This window comes from Planococcus sp. ISL-110 (assembly GCF_018613575.1).
Taxonomy (GTDB): Bacteria; Bacillota; Bacilli; order Bacillales_A; family Planococcaceae; genus Planococcus.
The window spans coordinates 1-24,038 of sequence record NZ_JAGGPX010000011.1; the positions used below are offsets into that span (position 1 = coordinate 1).

Below are 24,038 nucleotides of genomic sequence, written 5' to 3' on the forward strand. Positions count from 1 at the left end.
AAGAAAAGCGGAAGCGCCCGACAGCAGAAGCTGACATATCAAACTTTTTAAACAAAAAAAGCCGCTTCTCTTGGAAGCGGCTCAAACAATTCAGGTGATAAGGGTATTCAGTTTTTTGTATAATTCATCTTGATCGACCGCTTTCATAGCTTTTTCAGCCATCGGAAACAATACGGTTTCCTCTTTCATGAAATGGACCGTCAAGACTTCAAATGCTTCTGCCGCATCCTGAGCGACTGCCTTCATCTGTTCTAATGTCAATAAGTCGATATTATCACGGGTATGATGAAAAAAATGCCCGATATATGCATCAATTTCCTGGTGCTCATCCTGTATGCCGACGAGTGGCCCCTGCTCGAACCCAATATAATTTCCAAGTGCCGGAAAAAAAAATTCTTCTTCTTTATCGGTATGATTTTTGAAGGGCTCAATAAACTCAAAGAGCTTTTGGCGTAAAAGCTTCATGTTTTCTCGGCCAGCTTCCAAGCTCAGGGTTTCATCTTCAAAAAACAAGACAAGCGCATGCCATTCATTCATCAAGAACGTTAAATAAACATGCTCATTTTCCAATAGCCTCATACCGGGTTCCTTAAAACGAAGCTCTGATTTTTCTGTCATCAAAAGTTCAACTCCCAGCTATTCGTTAAAAATTTAATAGTTTTTTCTTTAGTACATATTCCACTAATTCAGGTCTGCTCTTCAACTGGAGCTTTTCCATAATTTTCGCCTTATGCGCTTCCACTGTCTTCACAGAGATAAAAAGCTTTTGGGCAATTTCTTTATTGCCGTAACCTTTCGCAACCAACGGAAGAACTTCAATTTCCCGTTTGGACAATAATTCAAAAGGATCCGATTCTTTTACTTTATGATCTTTATTGACTAATTCACGAACCAATGAAGTAGCCATTTTCGGATGTATATAGGTTCCGCCATTGTAGATGACCCGAATAGCCTGTAGCAGCTCTTCATCCGGAGCACTTTTCAGCATATAGCCTGAAGCACCATTCTTCAAGACATGGAACAAATATTCTTCGTCATCATGCATAGTCAACACAAGAATTTTGGTTTCAGGAAAATCTTCTTTAATCTTCCCTGTCGCCACTAATCCACTCTCTCCTGGCGGCATGCTTAAGTCCAGCAGCAATACATCCGGCTGATGCTTGGCTACCATTTGATAAGCTTCAATTCCGTCTGCGGCCATGGCAATCACTTCCATATCCTCCTGAAAATTGAGGATCATCGAAAACCCGCTTCGCACAATCGCATGATCATCCGCTATGACTATCTTCACTTTGCCACCTCCCGATTTTCGTCCAAAGGCACACGCAAATGCACGGTCGTTCCTTTGCCGATTTCAGAATTGATGGTTACATTGCCCAGCACCAATTCAGCCCGTTCGTTCATGCCATACAGCCCAAGCCCGGATCCTATAGGATTTTCTCCAGGGATAAATCCGATACCTTCATCCTTTACAATTAATTGCAGGGTGTTGCCATCTTCCAACAAATGGACTTGAACGGTTTCCACTTGTGCATATTTTATGGCGTTCAAAACAGCTTCCTGACAGATTCTATACAACACGGTTTCCACTTCGTTTTCATAACGAGCACGTTTGACTGTTGATCTAAAATCAATGGTCAAGCCATAACTTTCCTCCACCCGCTTAAAATGGGAGCGAAAAGCCGCCTCTAGACCAAAATCATCCAATGCCGAGGGACGCAGTTCGACAGACAGATTACGGATATCATCCATCAGCCGGATCAATGTTGCCGTACTTTCGCCGGTTTTTTTCAAGACTTCTTTGTCATCCGTCATGTATTTAAGGGCGCGCAAATCAACGACCGCACTTAATAGTTCTTGAGCGACGCTGTCATGCAATTCCCTTGAAATTCTTTTGCGTTCATTTTCCTGCGCTTTAATGATATTTTTCATCATCGTATTTTGCTGCAGTTTAGTCTGCGTTTCGAATTGAATCGACAGATCTCTTAAAATGAAAACCCTCGTGCCTTTTTCATCATCAATGACATGGAACGTGGCAGAATAGGGAACAAGGCCTTTCCCGACTGTTTCCAAAAACACCTGGAAAGAGGAGAAATTTCCATGATTGGAACTGGTGAAGTAGCAGTCCCTGCATGTTGTCAAATCACTTTCGCTGGTATACCCTCTGCAAACATTGCATAAAGCATTTTCTGCCCCTTTTTTGAGTTGTTCCAATGCATATACATCCATTATATTTTCTGCCGCAGGATTCATTGAAATGGTCTTGCCTTCACTCGAAAAAAAGAAAATCGCCTCTGTGCTGTTTTCATACATTTGCAGCATCATATCAACTAATTGTTCTTTTTTGTCAGAAATCAATTCCGCATCATTTCCTTCCCATCCAGCGTGCCCATACCAGATTTCGACATGCTGATCAGCATCTGCAATTTTTCCGGTGTCATCAGATGAGGTTCCCGAAAGCCTCCCAAAAGCACTCCGACCACTCTTCCGCCATGCCATAAAGGAGTAGCGCCTATACTCTTCAATTTCTCTAGCCTTAATATAGGATAATTAAATAAATCATCTCTTGCAGCAAATTCGCTTACATCTGAAACCAATAAAGGCTTGCCATTCTTAAAAACGCCTCCCGCAATTCCCTTGCCTGATTGCAGCACTACTTTTTTAATGCGCTCGCTTATATTGCCCGAAATATATTGCCATTTTAATACATGCAGGTTTTCCGCTGGCTCGACTAGAGCAAGCGCAATAATATCACAACCAAGAGCTTCCCGGATTTTTTCAATCTGCAATTGGTATTCTTCTGTATAATCCATACTTTTGTCTCCTATCAAACTAAAAAGAAAGACCCTTTTTAATTTGTTGGTTTATGTCTTCTATACAGAATATAACTTCTGCCTACATAATTCAACGGTACACTCCAAACATGCACAAGACGGGAGAATGGCCAGAAGGCGAATATTGCGAACCCTGTCAAAACATGGATTTTGAAAGATAGAGGTACATTCGCCATGATTGCTGGGTTTGCCTTAAATAGAAATAAATCACGGAACCAAACTGAGACCGTCATCCGGTAATCAAAATCCGGTTGAACCACATTGGTCACCAATGTAGCGTACATTCCTATAAAAACAATAAACAAAAGAAGAGAGTTGACTGCCAGATCAGAAAAAGAGCTCAATTTGCGGACACTTGAGATGGAAAAGCGGCGGAATGTAAGAATGATCATGCCGATCAAAGTCATGAAACCGAAAATCCCGCCGATGTAGATAGCACCGATATGATACAAATGATCGTTGACGCCTACTGCATTCATCCAGGAGATTGGGATTACTAAACCTCCAATATGGCCGAAAATCACCGGAATGATTCCCAGATGAAACAATAAACTGCCGATCATTAGCTGTTTTTTTTCAATAAACTCACTGGATTTTGCCGTCCAATGAAACTTATCGACCCGGTATCGGTAAATATGTCCAAAAATGAATATTGCCATACATATATAAGGGAAGACTACCCAGATAAATTTACTTACCGTTTCCATCGACAGGCGCCTCCTGTTCAATACAGACTTTAAACGTTTCACGTAATCCTTTTACGAGATGGAAGTACGGACTATTTTTTTTCTCTAAAGATTTCAGCAAATGATAGGTTCCATCCTCCAGCACAGCAATCAGCATCTGGAAACTCTGAGGTCCCCGGGGATCCCCCAGCCACTCAGCTGCATAAAGAAACTCGCAGATTAGTGGCAAAAAATCAGACAATTCGGTATCCGGCATTTCAAGGCCGAACATTTCATATGACACCTTCAGCTTAGCAAGCATCTGGCCCCGTTCCTTGGCATCCTCAAACTTGAAGTACGTCATGAACAGTGTGCTGTCTTTATCAAAATCAAAAATCTCGGTATACATTTCCTGTATTTGATCCAAACTCAATTCATGCATTTGTTCCCAATACCGCTGAACATGCTCATATGCCGGATGATCCTCGTCAAATGATTCCTCAATCAGCGAGGGATGAAAATCCAGCTTTTGCGGATAGGTCAGGTGATGGGCAAAAAAACCGAATGACAGCTTATAACGATATAATTTTTCTAAATTAATCACGCCATATACCTCCGTAGAAGTTTTCTTCATAGATTTCTTTGCCTGTTTTCGTAGCTGTTCCTGTTGGACTTGGTGTCGCAGGGCCACAACTGTCACAGGATCCACCGGAGTCGGTTCCCCATCCTCCCATACCTTCTGTATCAAAGCCTTCCATTCCTTGCGCACGGTACGGATTGACCCGCCCTTCACGATGCGTGCTTGGAATAACAAAACGATCTTCGTATTTGGCTATCGCCAAAAGCCGGTACATTTGTTCTGTCTGATGGGCTGTCATGCCAATTCGTTCCAGGCGGCTTTCATCGAATTCTTTGCCAGTGGTCTTAGCACGCATGAAAGAACGCATCATTGCCATACGCTGCAGCGACTTCTTGACTGTTTCCGTATCACCAGCAGTCAGCATATTTGCCAAATACTGTATCGGTGTCCGCATTTCTTCGATAGCCGGGAAAATCATATCCGGATTCTTAATGGAATCTTTGCCTTCGAAATAGTTCATGATTGGACTAAGCGGTGGCACATACCAAACCATCGGCAAAGTGCGGTATTCCGGATGGAGTGGGAAAGCAAGTTGATGCTCAATCGCCAGCTTGTAGACAGGCGAATTCTGTGCCGCTTCTATCCAGTCCTCTGATATTCCGTCTTTTCGTGCTATTGCGATCATCTCAGGATCAAATGGGTCGATGAATAAATCACATTGCGCTTTGTATAAATCTTTTTCATCCGGTGTAGAAGCCACTTCCAGAACACGGTCTGCATCATATAGAAGCACTCCTAAATAACGGATGCGGCCCGTACAGGTTTCCGAGCATACCGTCGGCAGTCCCGCTTCGATCCGTGGGAAGCAGAATGTGCATTTCTCTGCTTTATTGGTCTGCCAGTTAAAGTAAACTTTTTTGTAAGGACAGCCTGTCATGCAATAGCGCCAGCCTCGGCAAGCTTCCTGATCGACCAGGACGATGCCGTCTTCTTCACGTTTGTAGATAGCTCCGGAAGGACATGATGCTACACAGCTTGGATTCAGGCAGTGTTCGCAGAGCCTTGGCAAATAAACCATAAAAGCCTTATCGAAATTGAACTTGATTTCCTCTTCGATTTTTTGGATATTTGGATCCAGCGGACCCGTAATATGGGCTCCAGCTAAATCATCTTCCCAGTTCGGACCCCATTCGAGGTCCATCTTTTTCCCAGTGATGACCGAGTGTGCACGCGCAACCGGCGAGTGTTCCAATTCATCGGCGTTGGTCAAGTGCTCGTAGTTATATGTCCAAGGTTCGTAATAATCCTTCATTTCCGGCATATCCGGATTATAAAAGATTTTCCCCAATGCGACTTTTGATAATTTATTGCCTGACTTCAATTCCAGTTTCCCTTTGCGGAGCTGCCAGCCGCCTTTATAAAGTTCCTGGTCTTCCCAGCGCTTCGGATACCCGATGCCTGGTTTAGTCTCAACGTTGTTGAACCACATATACTCTGCACCTTTACGGTTGGTCCAAGTGGTCTTACACGTGACACTGCAGGTATGGCATCCGATACATTTATCCAGATTCATTACCATTGCTACTTGTGCTTTAATCTTCAAGCCAGTCAACCTCCTTAATTTTCCGAACTGCTACGTATTCATCACGCTGATTGCCGATGGGTCCATAGTAGTTGAAGCCATAGCTGAGCTGAGCATATCCGCCGACCATTTGAGTCGGTTTCATGTGGATGCGGGTCGGCGCATTATGGCTGCCGCCGCGGGTATCCGTAATTTCAGAACCCGGCACCTGAATGTGTTTATCCTGGGCATGATACATGAACATCGTGCCTCTTGGCATCCGGTGGCTTACGACCGCGCGTGCTGTGACAACGCCGTTTCGGTTATAAACTTCGAGCCATGCATTATCGTCGATATCGTGCGCTTTTGCGTCTTCGTTGTTGATCCAGACAGTCGGACCTCCACGGAATAAAGTCAGCATGTGCTGATTATCCTGATAAGTGGAATGGATATTCCATTTGCCGTGAGGCGTCAAATAACGAAGCACAAGCGAATCTACGCCTCCTTTTATCTTCTTATCATTCTTGCCGAAAACCATCGGTGGCAATGTCGGTTTATAGACCGGCAAAGCTTCACCGAACTGTTGGAAAATTTCATGGTCGATATAGAAATGCTGTCTGCCTGTCAATGTCCGGAATGGCACTAAACGCTCTATATTCGTTGTGAATGGAGAGTAACGTCGTCCCATTTTATTGGATCCACTGAACACTGGCGTTGGGATGACTTCACGTGGTTGGACAGTGATGCTTTGGAAAGCGATTTTTTCTGCTGCGCGATCTGCAGAAATATCCTTCAGTTGGACGCCTGTGTCTTTTTCTGCTTCAATATATGCTTTTTGTGAAACCCGGCCGTTTGTTGCTGACGAGAGATTCAGCATAGCATCCGCCACTTGTCGGGCCGTCTGGATTTTCGGCAAACCGTTCTTGATGGTTTCATCAAAGAAAGTGCCGTTTATGTGCTTCAATTCCTCATACTCTTCCGCTACTGAGAAGCTGACGCCGTGCGCACCGGTTTTACCGACTGCTAAATTCGGTCCCAAGGTAATGTATTTATCATGGATTTTGGTGTAATCCCGCTCAACAATACTGAAATTCGGCATTGTCTTGCCAGGGATCGCTTCAATTTCCCCTTTAGTCCAATCCTTGACGACACCCATCGGCTGCGAAATTTCGCTTTTCGTGTCATGTGCAAGAGGTGTAATGACTACATCTTTATAGACTCCAGGCAAATGCGTTTTCGCCATCTCTGAGAATCTTTCAGCCAATTTAGCGTAGATGTCCCAATCAGAACGGGATTCCCAAAGCGGGTTGACCGCCGGATTAAACGGATGGACAAAAGGATGCATATCAGTTGAAGACAGATCGGTCTTTTCATACCAAGTCGCTGCCGGCAAGACGATATCCGCGTATAGAGGAGTCGAAGTCATACGGAAGTCAAGTGCAACCATAAGGTCCAGCTTGCCTTCGACGTCTTCCCGCCAAACGATTTCTTCCGGTTTTTCATCGACGTTCGGTTCAGCCAACAAGCCATCCTTAGCGCCTAACAAATGCTTCATGAAATATTCCTGGCCTTTAGCAGAACTTGAAATCAAGTTAGAGCGCCAGATAAACAAGGTTCTTGGGAAGTTTTCAGGTGCACCTGGATCTTCCACCGCAAATTTTGTCTTACGGGAAATAACCTCTTCCACTGCGTGATCAATAATCTCTTTATTGGTCTTTGCGCCTTTTTCTGCAGCTTCTTCTGCAAACAGCAGGCTGTTTTTATTGAATTGTGGATAAGAAGGAAGCCAGCCCAATCGTGCTGCCAACACATTATAGTCAGCCGGGTGCTGATAGGCGACATCTTCTGCCAGAGGTGACGTCAATGCATCTATGCCACTTTCCTCATATCTCCATTGCTCAGTTGCAAAATAGAAGAAGGAAGTTGCATTCTGCAGTCTTGCAGGGCCTTGCCAATCTTTAGCAAAAGCGACAGTTGACCAGCCTTCGATCGGACGGCATTTTTCCTGTCCGACGTAATGGGCCCATCCACCGCCGTTGACACCTTGTGAAGCTGTCAGGATGACCAGGTTCAAGATGGTACGGTAGATCGTATCACTATTAAACCAGTGGTTGATGCCGGCGCCCATGATGATCATCGAGCGTCCTTCTGTATCAATCGAGTTTTGTGCAAATTCACGCGCAATCTGAACGACGATCGATGCTTTGACAGATGTCACTTTTTCCTGCCATGCAGGGGTATAAAATGAAGTTTCATCGTCGTAGCCTTTTGCGTTATATTCACTTTCTGTACGAATAATTCCGTATTGGCTCATCATCAGATCGTATACAGTTGCAGCATAGCGTTCTGTGCCATCTGCCAATACCACTTTTCTTGCAGGAATCACACGCTTAAAGACGCCATTTCCCTGGTTATCGAAATAAGGAAAGACAATTTCTTTCCATTCTTCATCATGGTCAACGACACTCATTGCAGGTTCCACTTTGGAGCCATCTTCATTTTCAAGAATTAGGTTCCATTTTTTATCTTCTTCCCAGCGCTGCCCCATCGTGCCGTTCGGGACCATCAATTTATCTGCTGCTTCGTCAAAAATGACCGGCTTCCACTCTGCATGTTCTGAAGTGTCGCCTAAATCGCTGGCGCGCAGGAATCGACCGCCTTTTAATGTATCTTCGTGCGGATCCAAAAGAATCATGAATGGCATATCCGTAAATTGTTTCGCATAATTGATGAACATCGGTTCTTGTCGTTTTTGGTAGAACTCATCTAAAATGACGTGTGTCATGGCTTGTGCCAATGCAGCATCTGTTCCAGGATGAGGAGCCAGCCAGTTATCGGCAAATTTCACGTTTTCTGCGTAGTCAGGAGCTACAGATACCACTTTTGTCCCTTTATAGCGGACTTCTGTCATGAAATGTGCATCAGGCGTACGGGTCATTGGAACATTCGAGCCCCACATCATCAAATACCCGGCGTTATACCAATCTGAAGATTCCGGTACGTCTGTCTGCTCGCCCCAAATCTGTGGAGAAGCAGGAGGAAGATCGGCGTACCAGTCATAAAAACTCAACATCTGTCCACCAAGAAGCGAGATGAAACGTGCTCCTGAAGCGTAGCTGACCATCGACATCGCAGGAATTGGCGTAAAGCCAGCCACGCGGTCCGGACCGTATTTCTGGATGGTATAGATCAATTGTGCTGCGATCAATTCCAAAGCATCTTCCCAGTTGACACGGATATGGCCACCTTTTCCGCGGGCCGATTTATAGAACATCGCTTTCTCAGGATCTTCTACAATACTTGCCCAAGCATCCACCGGATTCGCATGGCTGGCACGCGCTGCTTTCCAGAGACGCCACAGTTTGCCGCGCATATAAGGATATTTCACACGCAGCGGACTGTATTCATACCAGGAGAATGTGGCTCCCCTCGGACAGCCACGCGGTTCAAATTCCGGCATATCGGGGCCGCAGGAAGGGTAATCAATTTGCTGATTTTCCCAAGTGATGATTCCGTTCTTCACAAAGACTTTCCAGCTGCATGATCCTGTACAGTTTACTCCGTGCGTAGTGCGGACTACTTTATCATGTGACCATCTTTGGCGGTACATGTTTTCCCAGTCCCGACTTTTTTCTTCGAGGATAGACCAACTGCCCGAATAACTCTCGACTGGTTTAAAGAAATTCAATCCAAATTTTTTCTTCATCGCGTATACCCACTCCTTCTCATGAATGAAAAACATTGAAGGGAATCAATTACAAATTCATTCGTATAGCCTTATTATGTTAGCCACCTATAGAAGTTCCCATTAGGGAATGTCCTATAGAACCAGTGGAATTCCCTTGTTCATTGAAAATCTAAAATTTTGTCCGTCAGACAATGTCCTCATTAACTCATTATTATAGGGATTCGGATACACCGTTCCATGCAATATGCCGTCTTTTTGCTCGGCAGATGCTAAGAGACAGTAATTTCCACCAGCCTGTAAGCTTGCAGTGATTAAAAATCCCACAAGGAATTGTCGATTTCCACATCCTTCTCTACTACATTGAATTCCCTTACTCCTCAGCGAATAAGGGAGTTCCCTCTTTCGCTAAAGGAAATGCCCTAGCTGGAAAATCAGCGGTTTTTGACATGTTATACTGAAAAAAAATGAGGGGAATGAATGATTATGTCAGGACCATCTTTGCGCCAATTGCATGCCCATCATGCAATCCATGAAGGCGCCTTATCTGGAGCATTAACCAAAACCGAAGAAGTGGAAGACCTATTGAGAGCCAAAGAATACGAAGTTGCCCGTCAGGCGGCGGATCATTTGCTGGAGTATTGGGAAACACGGATCATCAGCCATGCTGATGCGGAAGAAGAAGGATTTTACAAGGAAATGATTGAGCAGAAACCTGAACTCAAGCAAACAGTAGCTGATTTGACACGTGATCATGATATTATGCGCATCGTTGCTTCTGACATTAAAAAGTTGCTTGTGGAAGAAGGCGTCAGCTATGAAGTGATGAAACAGTTTCATGCGCTGCTAGTAGTGAACGCCATCCATAGCCGCGAGGAAGAGCGGTTGCTGCTTGAGGGGCCTTCGCTATGATAAATGCCATCGGAAGAAACGACCTATGCCAATGTGAAAGCGGCAAAAAATACAAAAAATGCTGTGGAGCGGACGATTCCACTAAACTGATGATGGAAGAACAAAATAAAGTGCTTCAAGGGCTGCTTCAGGAATTTTTCGAAAATCATCCCCGCCCGTCCCAACAAAAAGAATTGGTGAAATGGAAAGATAAAGTCGAAAACCTGCTCGTTCCTCTTTACGGTGAGGATAAATCAAACGGTATTATTGGCGACCTCTTTTTCTTTTCTGAACGCGTCGATGTATGGAATGCTTTTATCGAACAGAAAATCACCAAAGAAGAACGAACACAAATCAGGCAGGTTCTTGGCTCTTGGCTAAATCCCTTGTTTATGGCAGGCGAAGTTCTTTCCGTCTCCAATTACCGTGCACAGGTCCGTGATTTGCTGTCTGAAGAAATCACTGAAATTGAAGTCAATGAATCTTTCCCTGTTGAAGTTGGAAATATCGCAACCGGCTTCTATTTGCCTGATGTCCGGATCGGAAACCATTTCATGATGGTCCTGAACAGCCTGACAGTTGCAGTTGAAGTAAACCAGGACAGTGTCCGGAAACTCCAGGAAATGTATCAGTCATCAGAAACTGCAAGCGCACAGGAGTTTTACAGCCAGAACATGCTGGCTGTTTATCAAATCCTGAGCAGTGGCATTCTCAGCACCGAGCAAGTCTCTTCTGCAGTTCTTGAAACCGTGGAGGAATTAGAGAATTTCCTCATTGCCCATGATTTGAAAAGCGACGAATTAATCGAAGCCTTCTTTCATTATGCAGAACCCCTGGCCATGATTCCCAAAGAAGCAGTCGCTGGCGCGATTCAGTTTGCCATCGACCACCAATTGGTAAAGCTGGACTGGGATATTGAACAAACAGCACAGCATTTTGCGGTGGATACAGACAGACTCACCCTATTCAAGAATGAACTCGGTTCTTTTTATCACGCTGCCATGGGCCTCGAAGACACAGAAAAAGAAGCAGTTTATGCATTTGAAGTAGGAACGGATCCTAAGGGCAACGAACTTCAGAATTGGCAATTGTATATGCATTTGAAAAATGCGACCATTACAAGCGAAAATGAATTAAAACGCCAAATGGAGTATTATCACAGCAAATCCTATGAACCGAAAACCAAAGCTGAAACCGCTCAACTCCTAGCCTACAGTGCACACACAAACACGGATCGGACAAGCCAGCTAGAGCAGATTCAGCAACTGGACCCCAAAAATACAGATGCCTTCCTATTGGCAGCTGAAGTGGAAATGAATAAGCCAGTAAAAGAACAATTGCTCCAACAGGCAATCGCCAGCGGCAAAGAACGCTTTGAACCGGAAATGGATGTAGCCTGGTTGTACGTGCCAAACCGTCCATACCTGCGCTCCCTGTTTTTGCTCGGGAATTTCTATTGGGAGCAAGCTCGCTTCGAAGAAGCTTTTCCTATATATTATGAAGTGCTGCGTTTGAACCCCGGTGATCATCAAGGGGTACGATATTTAGCGGTTTCGGCGTTAATTGCATTGGGCCGTCTTGAAGAAGCAGAAAGCCTGATCAGGCATTATGAGGAAGAACTCAGCGACAATGCATTCTATGCCTGGTTTAGATGGTCTATTGAACGACAAAAAGGTATGCTTTCCCAAACCGTTCAAACTCTTTATGTAGAAGCTATCGATCAAAATCCATATGTGAAAAAACATGTTGAAAAATGGAATACTGCTTTGCCTTATCCAAAATCGGCTGTCATCACTCCCCGTTCCCCTGAAGAAGCAGGATTAATCTGGACGTTTTTGGCACCGACTCTTGATAATCGGTAAGCATGATTTGGAACAGATGAAAAACTAAAAAAAGGCTGCATCTTCTGTAATAGAAGATGCAGCCTTTTAAATATGTCTTTAAAAACTCAGCTATTGATTGAATTTGTTTGATTGTCGTCTTTGGCGGAATCAAAATTCCCTTGACCGACTCTGCGTCGTATTTCTTCTTCAGTTAACTTTCTACCGATGGGTCCTGTCGGGATTTCAGTGGAACTATCTTCAGTTTCAGCGCGTTCAACGCGTGCAAAGCCTGAATCCGTTTCACGCCCGATCCGCTCTCTCTCAGCCCTGCTTGAATAAGTTTCTTCTGGTTTTTTTTCAACAGCCATTAAAATCACTCCTTCTTATGATTTCCCTGTAATTTTTAACAGCAAACTTTTCAATCCGAAAAACGAGTGGATATATAATTATCATGCCAAATTTTTCAGATTATTCAAAACTTAACAAGGTTTCTGGAAGCATACTAATAAGCTGAAGAAATAATTTCTCTTACTCGTTTATATGAATCTATAATTGAATCGGTCCTTCAACAACGATTTTCTCGATTGTGCGCCCTGTCAGCAGGTTTTCATAAGCTTCTTTCAAGGTTACCGGACTAAGTGGCGATAAGTGTTTAGTCATGGTCGATCGGACTTTCCCTTCTTCCACCCAGTCAGACAATTGCATCAAAATAGCGTGCTGGGATGCCATATCTTCTGTCTGAAACACCGAACGCGTATACATGAGTTCATAGGAAAAAGTGACGGATTTATAGAACAGCTCAAGATGAAGCGGCTTGAAGGCTGGCAGGATAGTTTTCGCCATGTTCTCCATATGGTCATCCACATTCGTCAAACAAAAAATATAATGAACTCCGTGAATTCCAAGTGCCTCCAATTGCGCTTCAAAAGGCTCATGGTGATTGATGACATGGTCACCCCAACAAGTTTCGCAATCTGGGTAGCAACCGAAACTACTCCTCCGGCCGCTCCAATGATCAAAATTACTTTCCCATTGTTACCAGCTGCTTTTCTGGAAGCACCAAGCCGATCAAAAAGCGCTTCGCAGGCCGTGATGCTGGTCAAAGGCAAAGCTGCCGCTTCTGGAAAACCGATATCCTTCGGCTTCCTGCCGACAATCCGTTCATCCACCAGCTGGACTTTGCTGAGGCTTCCTGGAATGTTGCTGGTTCCCGCATAGAATACCTCATCCTCCGCCTGGAATAAACTGCAATCATTTCCCGCTTCCAGTACGACTCCCGCGGCAACGCGCCCAACAATAGTAACAGAATGGTCATCTTCCCGCTTGCCATCACACGTTCGCAAATCTGTCGGATTGACCGATATCTCCCGTACCTCCACCAATAGGTTTTTGCCTGTTGCTTTTGTTCGTTCAATTTCAACTCGTTCAAAATTAGGTGCTTCTTTTTTCGAACCCGGTTTATAAAAGCCCAATACACTCATCCTAACTATCTATTAACACAGGCACAAAAATTTGTTTTTTTCATTAGAGTCTATGTTTTAGTTTTTTCGCTCGACTATATATGTGCCTAGGATCCACAAGAAAAGAATTTACTCTTAATTATTAAATATTCAAAAAATATGGAAAATTAAGTTGTTTTTTATTTAATTTCTGTTATTATGAATAAATAGGTTCATCGTTTATATTTAAAAAGAATATATATGCCTATACAAGTAGTACTATATGCTCTTTTTCCAGGGAGACCCGAGAATTTTTTATAAGACATGTAACACCCATCAAAGGAGGACGAAAAATGATAAAGAAAATTTTTGCCACTACAGCCGCACTAGCTTTGGTATTAACAAATGCTTCATTAGCGCCCCTTGCAGCAACCAGCCTGGAAGAACCAACAAATGTCAAACCGGCTAATTACGCAACAGACGTCAGCCTCAACACCACTTTGGAAGCAATCGTAAAAGATTCTACTGGAGCAGGGATCAAAACGGTGGATTTCAAAAAAGGGTTTACATATGACTTTGCCGGCGGCAACAGCATATCCGGCTTTGAGAACGACACAGTCGACAATCCCATTTCCGTTCCGATTCAACAAGATGCAACCGCGTTAACAAACGAACAGATGGATGCGATGGCAGCAGATGATGACGAAACAGCCATTACAAAAAGTGACAACGACTTCCCTTCCCAGCGTTTTGAAGTCGACGTGTCAAAGGATTTGGCAGCGGGCAATTCGATTGAACTTTACTGGAAAGGCAAAACATTGGCAAGCGGGCTAGCCAATTTGTCTGCATGGGATTTTAAAGCCGGCAACTGGGTAGCTTTGAGCCAAATGGAAGGAAACGCCAATAACGAGGAAATTGTCCTGACAGCAGAAATTGACAAAGAGCGGTTTGTCAAAGACGGCAAGGTTCAGGCGATGGTCCATGATTCCGGAACGCTGACAGATTCCACAGACCAAGACTTCTCTATGCTATGGTTTACAGATACGCAATATTACGCAGCTGACTATCCGGAAGTCTGGACTTCCATGACAGACTGGATGATCGATGAATTCAAAAAAGGAAGCTATGAATATGCCATGAATACCGGTGACCTTGTCGATGATGTACTCGATGAGGAACAATGGAAAGTTGCTGAGGAAAATCTGGACCGCATGGATGCGGCCAATATTCCATACGGTGTGCTGGCCGGAAACCACGATGTCGTCATAGACAAACTTAACAAAACCTATGACTATACAATTTACGCAAGATATGCCGGAATTGACCGCTTTAAGGATAATCCTTGGTTTGGCGAGGCAATGAATGACGAAAATCAAAACCATTATGATTTGTTCTCATTTGGCGATCATGATTTCATTTTCCTTTACCTCGGTTTTGGAAGAGACGGATCAGCTGAAACTGTCGAATGGGCAAATAAAGTCCTTGAGCAGCATGCTGACCGCAATGCGATTGTCGGCATGCATGAAAACATCAATTCTCTGGCACAATATGTGACGGCTGAAGCAAGAGTGGTCAACAGAGAAATCGTCGTTCCGAATGAAAACGTCAAGATGGTCCTCAGCGGACATCATCATGGCGCAAACTATCGTGTGAAACAACTCACAAATGAAGATGGCACAGACCGGGAAGTACTGGAAGTATTGGCGAATCATCAAGGAAATCTACCTGATGATCGCGGACAAGGGTATTTGAAGATGCTGACATTCGATCCAACTGATGAAACACTGGATTTAGTATCGTACTCTCCTTACCTCGATGATTTTGATTTTGATCAATTTGATCCTGAAAAAGAAAGCTTTACAGCAAGCTTTGATTTAGAGGATGTAGAAGCCAAAGAAAACCCTAGACAAATCGAAACGGATTACATGGCCGTCAATATCTATACCGATCAACTGATCGGCCAGGATAAAGACCTTAAATCAGGAGATGCCGCTTCGGTCGAATGGGAAGGACTCAGCAAAAACACTGAATATCATTGGTACATGAATATTACCAATGCTGCAGATGAAAGTGAAAAATCACCAATTTATCAATTTACAACAGGATCAACGGAACCTGATCCAGTGCCTGCGAATCCGACCTTCTCTGATGTCAGTCCTGATGAGCCAAAATGGGCTTATGAATCAATCGAAAAAATGGCTGGCAAAGGGATTATTATAGGTAATCCCGATGGAACTTTCGGGTGGAGAAACAGCATCGAAAGACAGCACGTCGCTTTGATGTTTACTCGAGCACTGCCGGAACTGGAAAGCGCTGCACCTTACGAAATGTTTGATGATGTTCCCGAAACACATGTTTATTTCGAGGAAATTATGGCAGCTCAGCAAGCCGGAATTGTTGAAGGTTATCAAAATAAATTCCGTCCAAAAGGAAAATTGACCCGCCAGGAAATGGCTAAAGTGTTAGTAACAGCCTTTGGAATCGAAGAAGAAGGTTCACACAACTTCCCAGACGTCGATACAACTGGCTGGGCCGATGAGTATATCGACACACTTTATGCCGCTGGAATCACAGTCGGTTCGTCTGGTGGAAAATTCAATCCGAAGGCTGATGTAACGAGAGCTGAATTTGCAGTCTTTATGGACCGAGCACTCGAGTATTCTGAAAAACAGTAAACCCAAAAGAAGAGGAGACCGCAGCCGCGGTCTCCTTTTCTTTTTTTACATAAAACAACACTAAATCCTGTAAAAAATCTATAATGGAGTTACTAAAAGCTAATAATCGAATCCAGCCCATACTAGGAGGTGAATTCATGATTACCCGCTACACAGTCATTTCCCTGGGCGTGTCTCAGCTAATATGCTGGGGAATCTCCTATTACTTGATTGCCGCTTTCGGAGTAAGAATTGCCGAAGATCTTGCCTGGAGCGAATCCATTGTCTATGGAGGCTTTTCAGCCGCTTTGGTAATCATGGCCTTTACATCTCCACTCACTGGCCAGTTGATCGACCGGTTCGGCGGCAAGGTTGTGATGACTGCAGGTTCGGTGCTGCTCGCGCTGGGCTGCGGGGGGATTGCGTTGTCCTATTCTACCGGAGTATATTATGCATCTTGGATGCTGTTAGGATTGGCCATGCGCCTCTGTCTTTATGACGCCGCTTTTGCTGCATTGGCACGCATAGGAGGCGTTCATGCAAAGCGCCCCATTTCACAGATCACTCTTTTAGGAGGATTGGCTTCCACCATTTTTTGGCCGATTGGGTTCTTTTTAGCAGAAACTTTCGGATGGCGGGCGGCTCTCTTGATTTATGCCGGCTTCGCCCTATTGACGATCCCTCTTCACCTGTCGCTCCCCACCGGTCGATTTGATGACCAGGCCAAGGCGGTTGGAAATAATACAGTAACGTCCTTTTCCCCTGCTACAGTGACTACAAAAGAGCAATGGATCGCCGCCAGTTTGTATGCATTGGTTTTTACGCTATTGAACTTTTTGAATTCGGCCATGTCCACCCACATGATCACCCTTCTAGCAGGACTTGGGCTTACTGCCGCTCTTTCGGTTTGGGTTTCAACGTTCAGGGGAATCGGACAATCTTTGGCACGTGTCTGTGAAGTGTTGTTCGGCGCTCACCTTCACCCTACTTCATTAACGATTCTGGCATCCATGCTTTTGCCCCTCGGCTTTGCTATCGGTCTTTTCAGCGGCCAGTTTCTTACAGCTGCCCTTCTGTTCGCCTTTCTCTTCGGAGCAGGCAATGGGCTGATGACAATTACAAGGGGAACGCTGCCGCTCGTCTTGTTTGACCCTAACACTTACGGAACGCTTGTGGGAAAGCTGTTGGTACCCGGTTTCCTGCTGTCGGCAATTTCCCCCATCGTCTACACCTACATTATCCATCACTTCGGAGAACAGACAGCACTTATCATTTCCACTGTCTTGGCGTTTATTATATTTGCCCTATCGCTGGTGCTAAAATCAAGATACCATCCCGCTGCAGCCAAAGAATAGGGCAATGGCATCCTTTCAAGGGGAAAAGACGAATGAAAATCCAAATCATCGGCGGGTTCGGCACCGGAAAGAACACGTTAGCACCATTTATGAGCGCACAAGAAAACGGTTTATTGATTGATACGGATCGTTGTATTCGGAAAGAGGAAGTATCGGTATTCTTAAGAAAAATAAATCGATAGAAATATAAATAGCCAGTCCCCTCAAGAAAGGGGGCTGGCTATTTAGTAATGCAGGTGCCTATTTAGCTTTGACAGCAGATACTTCATTAAAACTTATCGCCTTTGTCTCCATGGCGCTCCAGCAATTCAGCGAACGACAGGTTCTTCTCGCGCTCCTTGCGTTCGAATAAGTGCTGCGCTTCTTTTTCTTCTTCCTTCATCTGCTCTTCTTTCAGCAAGTCTTTTTTGGTTTCTTTCAGTTTCGCCAATATGTCTTCTGACAGCACACTGTTGGATTCTTCTTTTCTTTTAGCCATAGATTTTCTCTCCTTAAGGACGTTTGATAACAGTCGCAATGCCCTGGCCGCCGCCGATGCAAAGCGTCGCAAGACCGGTCTTGGCATCCCGTTTGATCATTTCATGCAGCAAAGTGACGAAAATGCGTGTTCCGCTCGCTCCAATTGGATGGCCGATCGCAATCGCCCCTCCATTGACATTCAAGATATCATGGTTGAACTCTAATTCACGGTCAACTGCAATCGATTGAGCCGCAAAAGCTTCGTTCGCCTCGATCAGTTCAATATCTGCAAGAGACATCTCAGCTTTCTGCAAGGCATTTTTCACCGCTTGCACAGGACCGATTCCCATGACAGCCGGATCGACGCCGGCATTGCCGTTTGCTACTACTGTCGCAAGTGGTGTAAGGCCCAGCTCATCGGCTTTTGCTTTCGACATGACAACAACTGCCGCTGCCCCGTCATTAATTCCTGAGGCGTTTCCTGCTGTCACGCTGCCATCTTTTTTAAAAGCTGGACGCAGCTTCCCTAGCCGTTCTTCATTTGAATCACTTTTGACGTACTCGTCCACCTTGAAAATGATTGGATCTCCTTTGCGCTGCGGAATCTCCACTGGCACAATTTCATCGTCAAATCTGCCGGCTTCAATTGCTGCTGTCGCACGAGCCTGTGAACGGGCTGCAAACTTGTCCTGTTCTTCGCGTGTAATGTCATAGCGGTCGCATAGATTCTCCGCTGTAACACCCATATGGTAATCGTTGAATGCGCAAGTCAATCCATCCACCAACATGCTGTCGACCACTTTTTGGTCACCCATGCGGAAACCGCTGCGTGCATTCTCCATCAGGTAAGGTGCCCGGCTCATGTTTTCCATTCCGCCTGCCACGACGATTTCCGCATCTCCAGCGTAAATCGCTTGGTAAGCCAACTGAATGGATTTTAATCCGGACCCGCATACTTTATTGATGGTCATAGCTGGAACGGTTTCCGGCAGTCCAGCATGGATAGATGCCTGCCTCGCTGGATTTTGGCCAAGTCCTGCTTGAAGCACATTCCCCATAATGACTTCAGAAACTTGTTTCGGTTGAACGCCTGCACGTTCAATTGCCTCTTTGATGACGATTGCCCCTAATTGTGTAGCCGGCACATCCTTGAGCGCTCCCTGGAATGAACCTACCGCTGTACGGACAGCGCTTACAATAACGATTGCCTGTGACATGTACTTTTCCCCCTTGGTTGATTGTTTGTCAGTTGCTCTTTTATCCCTTCCCTCTATACAATGGAAAGCAGGGGGGATATTATGTTCAGTTTACCAAAAAATGCAACGATTATCGAGGTCGGGCCACGAGATGGCCTACAAAACGAGGGAAAACTTGTCAAAACCGAAGATAAACTTCAATTTATAACTGCTTTACAGCAAGCCGGAATCCAGGAAATGGAGATAACGTCCTTTGTGTCGCCAAAATGGGTGCCTCAAATGGCTGATGCGAAGGAGATTGTGGCTCAGACGAACAAGACCGGGCGCCAGTTCGTATTGACGCCAAATGAACGCGGCATCACTGCAGCTCTTGATTCAGGCGCGCAATCACTTGCCGTTTTTGTCGGTGTTTCCAACAGCTTTAATAAGAAAAACATCAATAAAACCACTGAAGAAAGTATGGACGCGTTAAAACCGCTGATCCTTAACTTGAAAGCCCAAGGTGTTTTTGTCCGCGCCTGCATATCGACGGCATTCTACTGTCCCTTTGAAGGTGCTATATCACCAGAAGCCACCATTGCGCTTTGCCGCCAATTCGTGGATTGGGGAGTTGACGAATTGAGTGTCGCCGATACAATCGGCATGGCGAACCCGAAGGAAAGCTATGAGTTATTCACTAAGCTGCTCCAAGCCTTTCCAGAGGTATTGATGACCGCCCATTTCCATGACACACGCAGGATGGCCTTAGCCAATATCACAGCAGCGCTTCAGGCAGGTGTGACCCGCTTTGATGCCTCTGCAGGCGGATTGGGTGGGTGTCCTTTTGCACCTGGTGCTACTGGCAATGTTGCGACAGAGGATGTCGTCAACATGCTTCACCGTATGGATGTCCAGACAGGAATTGACTTGGACCTTCTTTGCCAGGCGATTGAAAAAATTGAACCTCATGTGACAAATCCAGTTGCGACCGGCATGTACACGCTCTACAAAAATCAGGTATAAGGAGTTTACAGCATGAAGAAAAAATTGATCTGGACTTCCGCCATTGTTTCCAGTGTCCTTACAGCATCGGCCGCAGTTGTAGGATTTATCGCCAGCAACCGGCTGATGTACGTAAAGAAAAAAGATGAACAGCTGATCCTGGAACGGGAAACCAGCGCAAAACGCTATGATGAAGTATGGTACGCCAATGTACCGAAAAGCGAACAATGGATCGAATCGGAAAATGGGTATCCAATTAAAGCCATTTTCCTTGAGCCGCATGAAACCAACCGCTATGTCATCATTTGCCACGGAGTCACGGAGTCTAAAGTCAACTCTTTCAAGTTTGCGCGGATGTTTGAGCGAATGGGGTTTAATACGGTCGTCTACGACCATCGGCGCCACGGCGATTCCGGAGGGAAAACGACCAGTTTCGGCCATTTTGAAAAGATTGATCTCAAGGCTGTCGTACAGGCACTGAAACTGCATGCCGGAGCGGATTTGTTTTACGGTATTCATGGTGAATCGATGGGAGCCGCGACAACGCTTCTATACGCCGGTATGGAAGATACTGCAGACTTCTATATTTCCGATTGTGCATATTCCGATATTTACGACCAGGTTCTCCATGTCATGAAAACGACAACGCCGCTGCGCACCACGTTGGCACTGCGTCTCGCCAGCCTTTTCATGAAAATGCGGGATGGCTACTTCATCTCTACTGTATCACCAAGGGAAATCGTCAAAAACATTCAGAAGCCTGTTCTTTTTATCCACAGTGTCAATGATGATTTTGTCCTGCCGAAAATGAGTGAGGAGCTCTATGCCTTAAAGCGAGGGCCAAAAGAATTGAAGCTGTTTGCCGAAGGTGCACACGCACAGTCCTTCAACAGGAATCCTGAGGAATATGAAGAGACAGTCGCCGAATTCCTCATGAAATATGGACTGCTGACAGCCGGGCAGCAAGAAACGCACCGGGCATCTGCAGAAGCTATGCCGAGTGGCATAAAATAAAAAGCACTCCGTGGAGTGCTTTTTCTTATGGCGTTTTCTTCTTGTTGAGAACCAGCTTCATGCCCGCCTGCCCTTCTGCTCCGATAAACAATTCGGTAATCGGCCCACTTTTCACAATGCCAGTGACATGCAGTTCGATGGTATCCAAATTGTAATCGGTCATGTCCTTTACCAATTCCTGTATTTTGTCCAGCGAGACCGGAAATGCTTTTTTCAAACTAGTGCTCTCCAGATGGAACTTTCCTTTTTCCTTTTCATCTTCTTCAATAACCGGCAAGTAGAACAGCAACTCTTCGTTATCCGCCATATAGAATTCCTCCTTTGATTACTGCCTAGAAGTTGGAGCAATACAACTGGGATCTTATTGGCATCATACCCGTTATGCGGAATTCTAATTGCTGGTTGAAAACAAAATAAAAAAGCACTCCTCAGAGTACTTTTTATTTTTTAGCTGGTTTGCCAGGTTTGGTTGACGCTTTATTCATCTGAGACATCATTTGATTGATTTTCTTTTGAGACGGTTTTTGTCCCATTTGCATCATCATGATTCGCAGCATTTCTTCATTGATTGGTGGGTTGTCTTGCAAATATTTCATCATATATCGACGTGCGATAAAGAATCCAAGTGCAACACCTGCGAGTAAAGCCACGATAACGATTACGATCCAGATCCATGTATCCATTCTTGTTACCTCCTTCGTGTTGCGTAAATAAGTAATGCACCACAATGGATTATACTATAAAAAAAGAATTGTGACCATAAGTAGGTAAATAATAAACAGAAACTTCACTTAGAAAAACTTATTTTCGAACTCCATCAAGCAGGTATTGATGTTCTATCCACTTAAACAGAACAAAAAAATGGAGGCATCAGCTGCCTCCATTCTCCAACTTAGTTTTCGTTGATCAAGCTTTTCACTTTGCTTGCTACGTTATCAGCAGTAAAACCGAATTCTTCCATGATGCGATCGCCTGGTGCACTTGCGCCAAAACGGTCGATTGAAAGAATGTCGCCTTCGTCGCCTGTGTAGCGATCCCAGCCGAACGATGTACCCACTTCAATAGCCAAGCGTTTTTTGACCGTTTTTGGAATAACGGATTGCTTGTATTCCTTGTCCTGTTTCTCGAAACGGTCCCAAGATGGCATAGAAACAACAGAAACTGCAATTCCTTCTTCTGCCAATTGTTTTTGTGCAGTGATAGCCAAGCTTACTTCAGAGCCAGTTGCCAGCAATAGCGCCTGCGGATTTTCAGCAGGTGATACGACGTAAGCACCTTTCTCTACTCCCGCTTCAGCAAGTTCCGCACTGTTTTCCAAAATTGGCAAGTCCTGACGTGAAAGAACCAATAATGTCGGTGTTGTTTTAGCTGTTAAAGCCAATCGCCATGCGGCTTTTGTTTCGTTGGCATCAGCAGGACGGACAACGCTCAAGTTCGGCATTGCACGAAGAGAAGCCAAATGTTCAACCGGTTCATGAGTCGGACCATCTTCCCCAACTGCTACACTGTCATGCGTGAAGACATAAGTTACAGGAAGCCCCATCAATGCAGCCAAGCGAATCGCCGGACGGACATAGTCACTGAAGACGAAGAAAGTTCCACCGAAGACATGCAAACCGCCATGCAAAGCCATACCGTTCAAGGCAGCGCCCATTGCAAATTCACGAACGCCGAACCAAATGTTACGCCCTTCAGGATGTTCTGCATCAAAATCGCCAGCGCCTTTGATGTTTGTTTTATTGGATCCTGCAAGGTCAGCACTGCCGCCGAAGAATGAAGGAACCGTTTTTGCGATTGCATTGATCATATCTCCAGAAGAAGAACGGGTTGCCTGCTTCTTGCCAAATTCATATGTTGGGAATTCAGCATCAAAGTTTTCTGGAAGGTCGCCGCGAATCGCCATTTGCAATTGTTCAGCCAATTCCGGATGTGCCGATTTGTACTGTGCATACAATTCGTTCCACTGGGATTCAGCTTTTTCACCAAGCTCTTCCGTTGCTTGCTCAAAAGTTTCATATACTTCTTCAGGTACGTGAAAATCTGTATCGAAAGTCCACTCATAATATTCTTTGACCAATTTCATTTCATCTTCACCGAGTGGTGCTCCGTGTGCGTCCGCTTTACCGGATTTGTTAGGAGCTCCGTAACCGATCACCGTTTTCACTTCAATCAATGTCGGTTTGTCTGATGAGTTTTTAGCTTGTGCGATTTTTTCAGACAAATCGTCCAATACATTGCCGTCATCTACGCGCAGGTAGTTCCAGCCATATGATTCAAAACGCTTTTGAACATTTTCAGAGAAACTTTTGCCTAATGGCCCGTCCAATGAAATGTCATTGCTGTCATAAAGCACAACCAATTTATTTAATTTCAAATGGCCTGCAAGAGAAATAGCTTCTCCAGCAACGCCTTCCATCAAATCTCCATCACCGCATAAAGAAAACGTATGGTGATCGACGACGTTCAAGCCTTCTTTATTATATGTAGCCGCTAGATGACGCTCAGCCATTGCCATGCCGACTGCCATGCCAATTCCTTGGCCGAGTGGTCCGGTTGTTGCTTCGACGCCTGTAGTGTGGCCATATTCCGGATGTCCTGGTGTTTTAGAATCCCATTGGCGGAAATTCTTGATTTCATCCATTTCCAAACCATAGCCGCTCAAATGAAGCAAGCTGTATAGAAGCATGGAACCATGCCCTGCCGATAACACAAAACGGTCGCGGTTAAACCAATCCGGATTTTTCGGGTTGTGGTTCATGTGTTTAGTCCACAATGTATACGCCATTGGAGCTGCGCCCATTGGCAATCCTGGATGACCAGAATTTGCTTTTTCAATAGCATCGATAGAAAGTGTTCGAATTGTAGTCACTGCAAGTTGATCTGCGTGGGTTGACATAGTAA

At 44.9% G+C, this 24,038-nt stretch carries 23 protein-coding genes; 7 read left to right on the forward strand and 16 right to left on the reverse strand.

Going from position 1 to position 24,038, the window contains the following annotated elements:
• Positions 1–90: 90 nt before the first annotated feature.
• The 8 genes from J7I83_RS05875 to J7I83_RS05910 are packed head-to-tail and all read right to left on the reverse strand — an operon-like array spanning position 91 to position 9,346.
• Complete coding sequence (locus J7I83_RS05875; RefSeq protein WP_215099772.1) at positions 91–618, reverse strand: hemerythrin domain-containing protein; 528 nt, start codon at positions 616–618, stop codon at positions 91–93.
• A 25-nt stretch (positions 619–643) separates the two neighbouring features.
• Positions 644–1,291, reverse strand: a complete 648-nt coding sequence (locus tag J7I83_RS05880) for a response regulator transcription factor (RefSeq protein WP_191714192.1) — start codon at positions 1,289–1,291, stop codon at positions 644–646.
• Positions 1,288–2,322 carry a sensor histidine kinase gene (locus J7I83_RS05885; RefSeq protein WP_215100105.1) on the reverse strand — a complete coding sequence of 345 codons (1,035 nt, stop codon included), beginning with the start codon at positions 2,320–2,322 and terminating at the stop codon, positions 1,288–1,290. The genes J7I83_RS05880 and J7I83_RS05885 overlap by 4 nt, the downstream gene beginning before the upstream one ends.
• Positions 2,323–2,354: 32 nt before the next feature.
• Positions 2,355–2,813, reverse strand: a complete 459-nt coding sequence (locus J7I83_RS05890; RefSeq protein WP_215099773.1) for a GAF domain-containing protein — start codon at positions 2,811–2,813, stop codon at positions 2,355–2,357.
• Between the two features lie 38 nt (positions 2,814–2,851).
• Complete coding sequence (gene narI, locus J7I83_RS05895; RefSeq protein WP_215099774.1) at positions 2,852–3,541, reverse strand: respiratory nitrate reductase subunit gamma; 690 nt, start codon at positions 3,539–3,541, stop codon at positions 2,852–2,854.
• Complete coding sequence (gene narJ, locus J7I83_RS05900; protein WP_215099775.1) at positions 3,525–4,103, reverse strand: nitrate reductase molybdenum cofactor assembly chaperone; 579 nt, start codon at positions 4,101–4,103, stop codon at positions 3,525–3,527. Before narJ ends, narI begins: the two co-directional genes overlap by 17 nt.
• Complete coding sequence (narH, locus tag J7I83_RS05905; protein WP_215099776.1) at positions 4,096–5,682, reverse strand: nitrate reductase subunit beta; 1,587 nt, start codon at positions 5,680–5,682, stop codon at positions 4,096–4,098. The genes narJ and narH overlap by 8 nt, the downstream gene beginning before the upstream one ends.
• Entirely contained in the window at positions 5,672–9,346 is a 3,675-nt protein-coding gene (locus J7I83_RS05910) for a nitrate reductase subunit alpha (protein ID WP_215099777.1), read from the reverse strand. The genes narH and J7I83_RS05910 overlap by 11 nt, the downstream gene beginning before the upstream one ends.
• Positions 9,347–9,811: 465 nt before the next feature.
• Between J7I83_RS05910 and J7I83_RS05915 the strand changes: the two genes are divergently transcribed.
• Positions 9,812–10,237 (forward strand): hemerythrin domain-containing protein, encoded by a 426-nt coding sequence (locus J7I83_RS05915; RefSeq protein ID WP_215100106.1) that lies wholly within the window; start codon positions 9,812–9,814, stop codon positions 10,235–10,237.
• Entirely contained in the window at positions 10,234–12,078 is a 1,845-nt protein-coding gene (locus tag J7I83_RS05920) for a tetratricopeptide repeat protein (RefSeq protein WP_215099778.1), read from the forward strand. The genes J7I83_RS05915 and J7I83_RS05920 overlap by 4 nt, the downstream gene beginning before the upstream one ends.
• Positions 12,079–12,164: 86 nt before the next feature.
• On the opposite strand, the gene J7I83_RS05925 is transcribed toward J7I83_RS05920, so the two are convergent.
• From J7I83_RS05925 to J7I83_RS17785, 3 genes are all read right to left on the reverse strand, one after another.
• On the reverse strand, positions 12,165–12,407 hold the full coding sequence (locus J7I83_RS05925; protein WP_215099779.1) for a hypothetical protein: 243 nt from the start codon (positions 12,405–12,407) through the stop codon (positions 12,165–12,167).
• A gap of 178 nt (positions 12,408–12,585) precedes the next feature.
• A complete protein-coding gene (locus tag J7I83_RS17780) occupies positions 12,586–12,891 on the reverse strand; it encodes a zinc-binding dehydrogenase (protein ID WP_483313430.1) in 306 nt (101 codons plus the stop codon).
• A 17-nt stretch (positions 12,892–12,908) separates the two neighbouring features.
• Positions 12,909–13,511: an alcohol dehydrogenase catalytic domain-containing protein gene (locus tag J7I83_RS17785; RefSeq protein ID WP_251047490.1), complete on the reverse strand. Its 603-nt coding sequence runs from the start codon at positions 13,509–13,511 to the stop codon at positions 12,909–12,911.
• A gap of 320 nt (positions 13,512–13,831) precedes the next feature.
• Between J7I83_RS17785 and J7I83_RS05935 the strand changes: the two genes are divergently transcribed.
• From J7I83_RS05935 to J7I83_RS05945, 3 genes are all read left to right on the forward strand, one after another.
• Positions 13,832–16,153, forward strand: a complete 2,322-nt coding sequence (locus J7I83_RS05935; RefSeq protein WP_215099780.1) for an S-layer homology domain-containing protein — start codon at positions 13,832–13,834, stop codon at positions 16,151–16,153.
• A gap of 137 nt (positions 16,154–16,290) precedes the next feature.
• Positions 16,291–17,487, forward strand: coding sequence for an MFS transporter (locus J7I83_RS05940; RefSeq protein ID WP_215099781.1), 1,197 nt, complete (start codon positions 16,291–16,293; stop codon positions 17,485–17,487).
• 32 nt (positions 17,488–17,519) lie between these two features.
• The gene (locus J7I83_RS05945; protein ID WP_215099782.1) at positions 17,520–17,669 is read left to right on the forward strand and encodes a hypothetical protein; all 150 of its coding nucleotides are present in this window, start codon (positions 17,520–17,522) and stop codon (positions 17,667–17,669) included.
• An 86-nt stretch (positions 17,670–17,755) separates the two neighbouring features.
• On the opposite strand, the gene J7I83_RS05950 is transcribed toward J7I83_RS05945, so the two are convergent.
• Together J7I83_RS05950 and J7I83_RS05955 are read right to left on the reverse strand one after the other, a co-directional pair.
• Positions 17,756–17,965, reverse strand: coding sequence for a DUF3886 domain-containing protein (locus tag J7I83_RS05950; protein WP_215099783.1), 210 nt, complete (start codon positions 17,963–17,965; stop codon positions 17,756–17,758).
• A 13-nt stretch (positions 17,966–17,978) separates the two neighbouring features.
• Positions 17,979–19,163: an acetyl-CoA C-acetyltransferase gene (locus J7I83_RS05955; RefSeq protein WP_215099784.1), complete on the reverse strand. Its 1,185-nt coding sequence runs from the start codon at positions 19,161–19,163 to the stop codon at positions 17,979–17,981.
• An 81-nt stretch (positions 19,164–19,244) separates the two neighbouring features.
• Between J7I83_RS05955 and J7I83_RS05960 the strand changes: the two genes are divergently transcribed.
• Together J7I83_RS05960 and J7I83_RS05965 are read left to right on the forward strand one after the other, a co-directional pair.
• Positions 19,245–20,144 (forward strand): hydroxymethylglutaryl-CoA lyase, encoded by a 900-nt coding sequence (locus tag J7I83_RS05960; protein ID WP_215099785.1) that lies wholly within the window; start codon positions 19,245–19,247, stop codon positions 20,142–20,144.
• A 12-nt stretch (positions 20,145–20,156) separates the two neighbouring features.
• Entirely contained in the window at positions 20,157–21,137 is a 981-nt protein-coding gene (locus tag J7I83_RS05965) for an alpha/beta hydrolase (protein ID WP_215099786.1), read from the forward strand.
• Positions 21,138–21,162: 25 nt separating this feature from the next.
• Here the strand turns inward: J7I83_RS05965 and J7I83_RS05970 are convergent, their stop codons facing one another.
• The 3 genes from J7I83_RS05970 to tkt form a co-directional block, all read right to left on the reverse strand.
• Complete coding sequence (locus J7I83_RS05970; RefSeq protein WP_215099787.1) at positions 21,163–21,444, reverse strand: hypothetical protein; 282 nt, start codon at positions 21,442–21,444, stop codon at positions 21,163–21,165.
• A 133-nt stretch (positions 21,445–21,577) separates the two neighbouring features.
• Positions 21,578–21,820 (reverse strand): YneF family protein, encoded by a 243-nt coding sequence (locus J7I83_RS05975; RefSeq protein ID WP_058384996.1) that lies wholly within the window; start codon positions 21,818–21,820, stop codon positions 21,578–21,580.
• A 209-nt stretch (positions 21,821–22,029) separates the two neighbouring features.
• A complete protein-coding gene (gene tkt / locus J7I83_RS05980) occupies positions 22,030–24,033 on the reverse strand; it encodes a transketolase (protein ID WP_215099788.1) in 2,004 nt (667 codons plus the stop codon).
• Between the last annotated feature and the right edge of the window lie 5 nt (positions 24,034–24,038).

Bases quoted from the DNA above. Each gene is read 5' to 3' on its own strand.
- J7I83_RS05975 (WP_058384996.1), bottom strand. From the start codon at position 21,820: ATGGATACATGGATCTGGATCGTAATCGTTATCGTGGCTTTACTCGCA.
- J7I83_RS05925 (WP_215099779.1), bottom strand. From the start codon at position 12,407: ATGGCTGTTGAAAAAAAACCAGAAGAAACTTATTCAAGCAGGGCTGAG.
- J7I83_RS05965 (WP_215099786.1), top strand. From the start codon at position 20,157: ATGAAGAAAAAATTGATCTGGACTTCCGCCATTGTTTCCAGTGTCCTT.
- J7I83_RS17780 (WP_483313430.1), bottom strand. From the start codon at position 12,891: ATGGAGAACATGGCGAAAACTATCCTGCCAGCCTTCAAGCCGCTTCAT.
- J7I83_RS05970 (WP_215099787.1), bottom strand. From the start codon at position 21,444: ATGGCGGATAACGAAGAGTTGCTGTTCTACTTGCCGGTTATTGAAGAA.
- tkt (WP_215099788.1), bottom strand. From the start codon at position 24,033: ATGTCAACCCACGCAGATCAACTTGCAGTGACTACAATTCGAACACTT.
- J7I83_RS05920 (WP_215099778.1), top strand. From the start codon at position 10,234: ATGATAAATGCCATCGGAAGAAACGACCTATGCCAATGTGAAAGCGGC.
- J7I83_RS05950 (WP_215099783.1), bottom strand. From the start codon at position 17,965: ATGGCTAAAAGAAAAGAAGAATCCAACAGTGTGCTGTCAGAAGACATA.
- J7I83_RS05935 (WP_215099780.1), top strand. From the start codon at position 13,832: ATGATAAAGAAAATTTTTGCCACTACAGCCGCACTAGCTTTGGTATTA.
- J7I83_RS05875 (WP_215099772.1), bottom strand. From the start codon at position 618: ATGACAGAAAAATCAGAGCTTCGTTTTAAGGAACCCGGTATGAGGCTA.
- narI (WP_215099774.1), bottom strand. From the start codon at position 3,541: ATGGAAACGGTAAGTAAATTTATCTGGGTAGTCTTCCCTTATATATGT.
- J7I83_RS05960 (WP_215099785.1), top strand. From the start codon at position 19,245: ATGTTCAGTTTACCAAAAAATGCAACGATTATCGAGGTCGGGCCACGA.
- J7I83_RS05910 (WP_215099777.1), bottom strand. From the start codon at position 9,346: ATGAAGAAAAAATTTGGATTGAATTTCTTTAAACCAGTCGAGAGTTAT.
- J7I83_RS05940 (WP_215099781.1), top strand. From the start codon at position 16,291: ATGATTACCCGCTACACAGTCATTTCCCTGGGCGTGTCTCAGCTAATA.
- J7I83_RS05945 (WP_215099782.1), top strand. From the start codon at position 17,520: ATGAAAATCCAAATCATCGGCGGGTTCGGCACCGGAAAGAACACGTTA.
- J7I83_RS05955 (WP_215099784.1), bottom strand. From the start codon at position 19,163: ATGTCACAGGCAATCGTTATTGTAAGCGCTGTCCGTACAGCGGTAGGT.
- J7I83_RS05915 (WP_215100106.1), top strand. From the start codon at position 9,812: ATGTCAGGACCATCTTTGCGCCAATTGCATGCCCATCATGCAATCCAT.
- J7I83_RS05890 (WP_215099773.1), bottom strand. From the start codon at position 2,813: ATGGATTATACAGAAGAATACCAATTGCAGATTGAAAAAATCCGGGAA.
- J7I83_RS05885 (WP_215100105.1), bottom strand. From the start codon at position 2,322: ATGCTGCAAATGTATGAAAACAGCACAGAGGCGATTTTCTTTTTTTCG.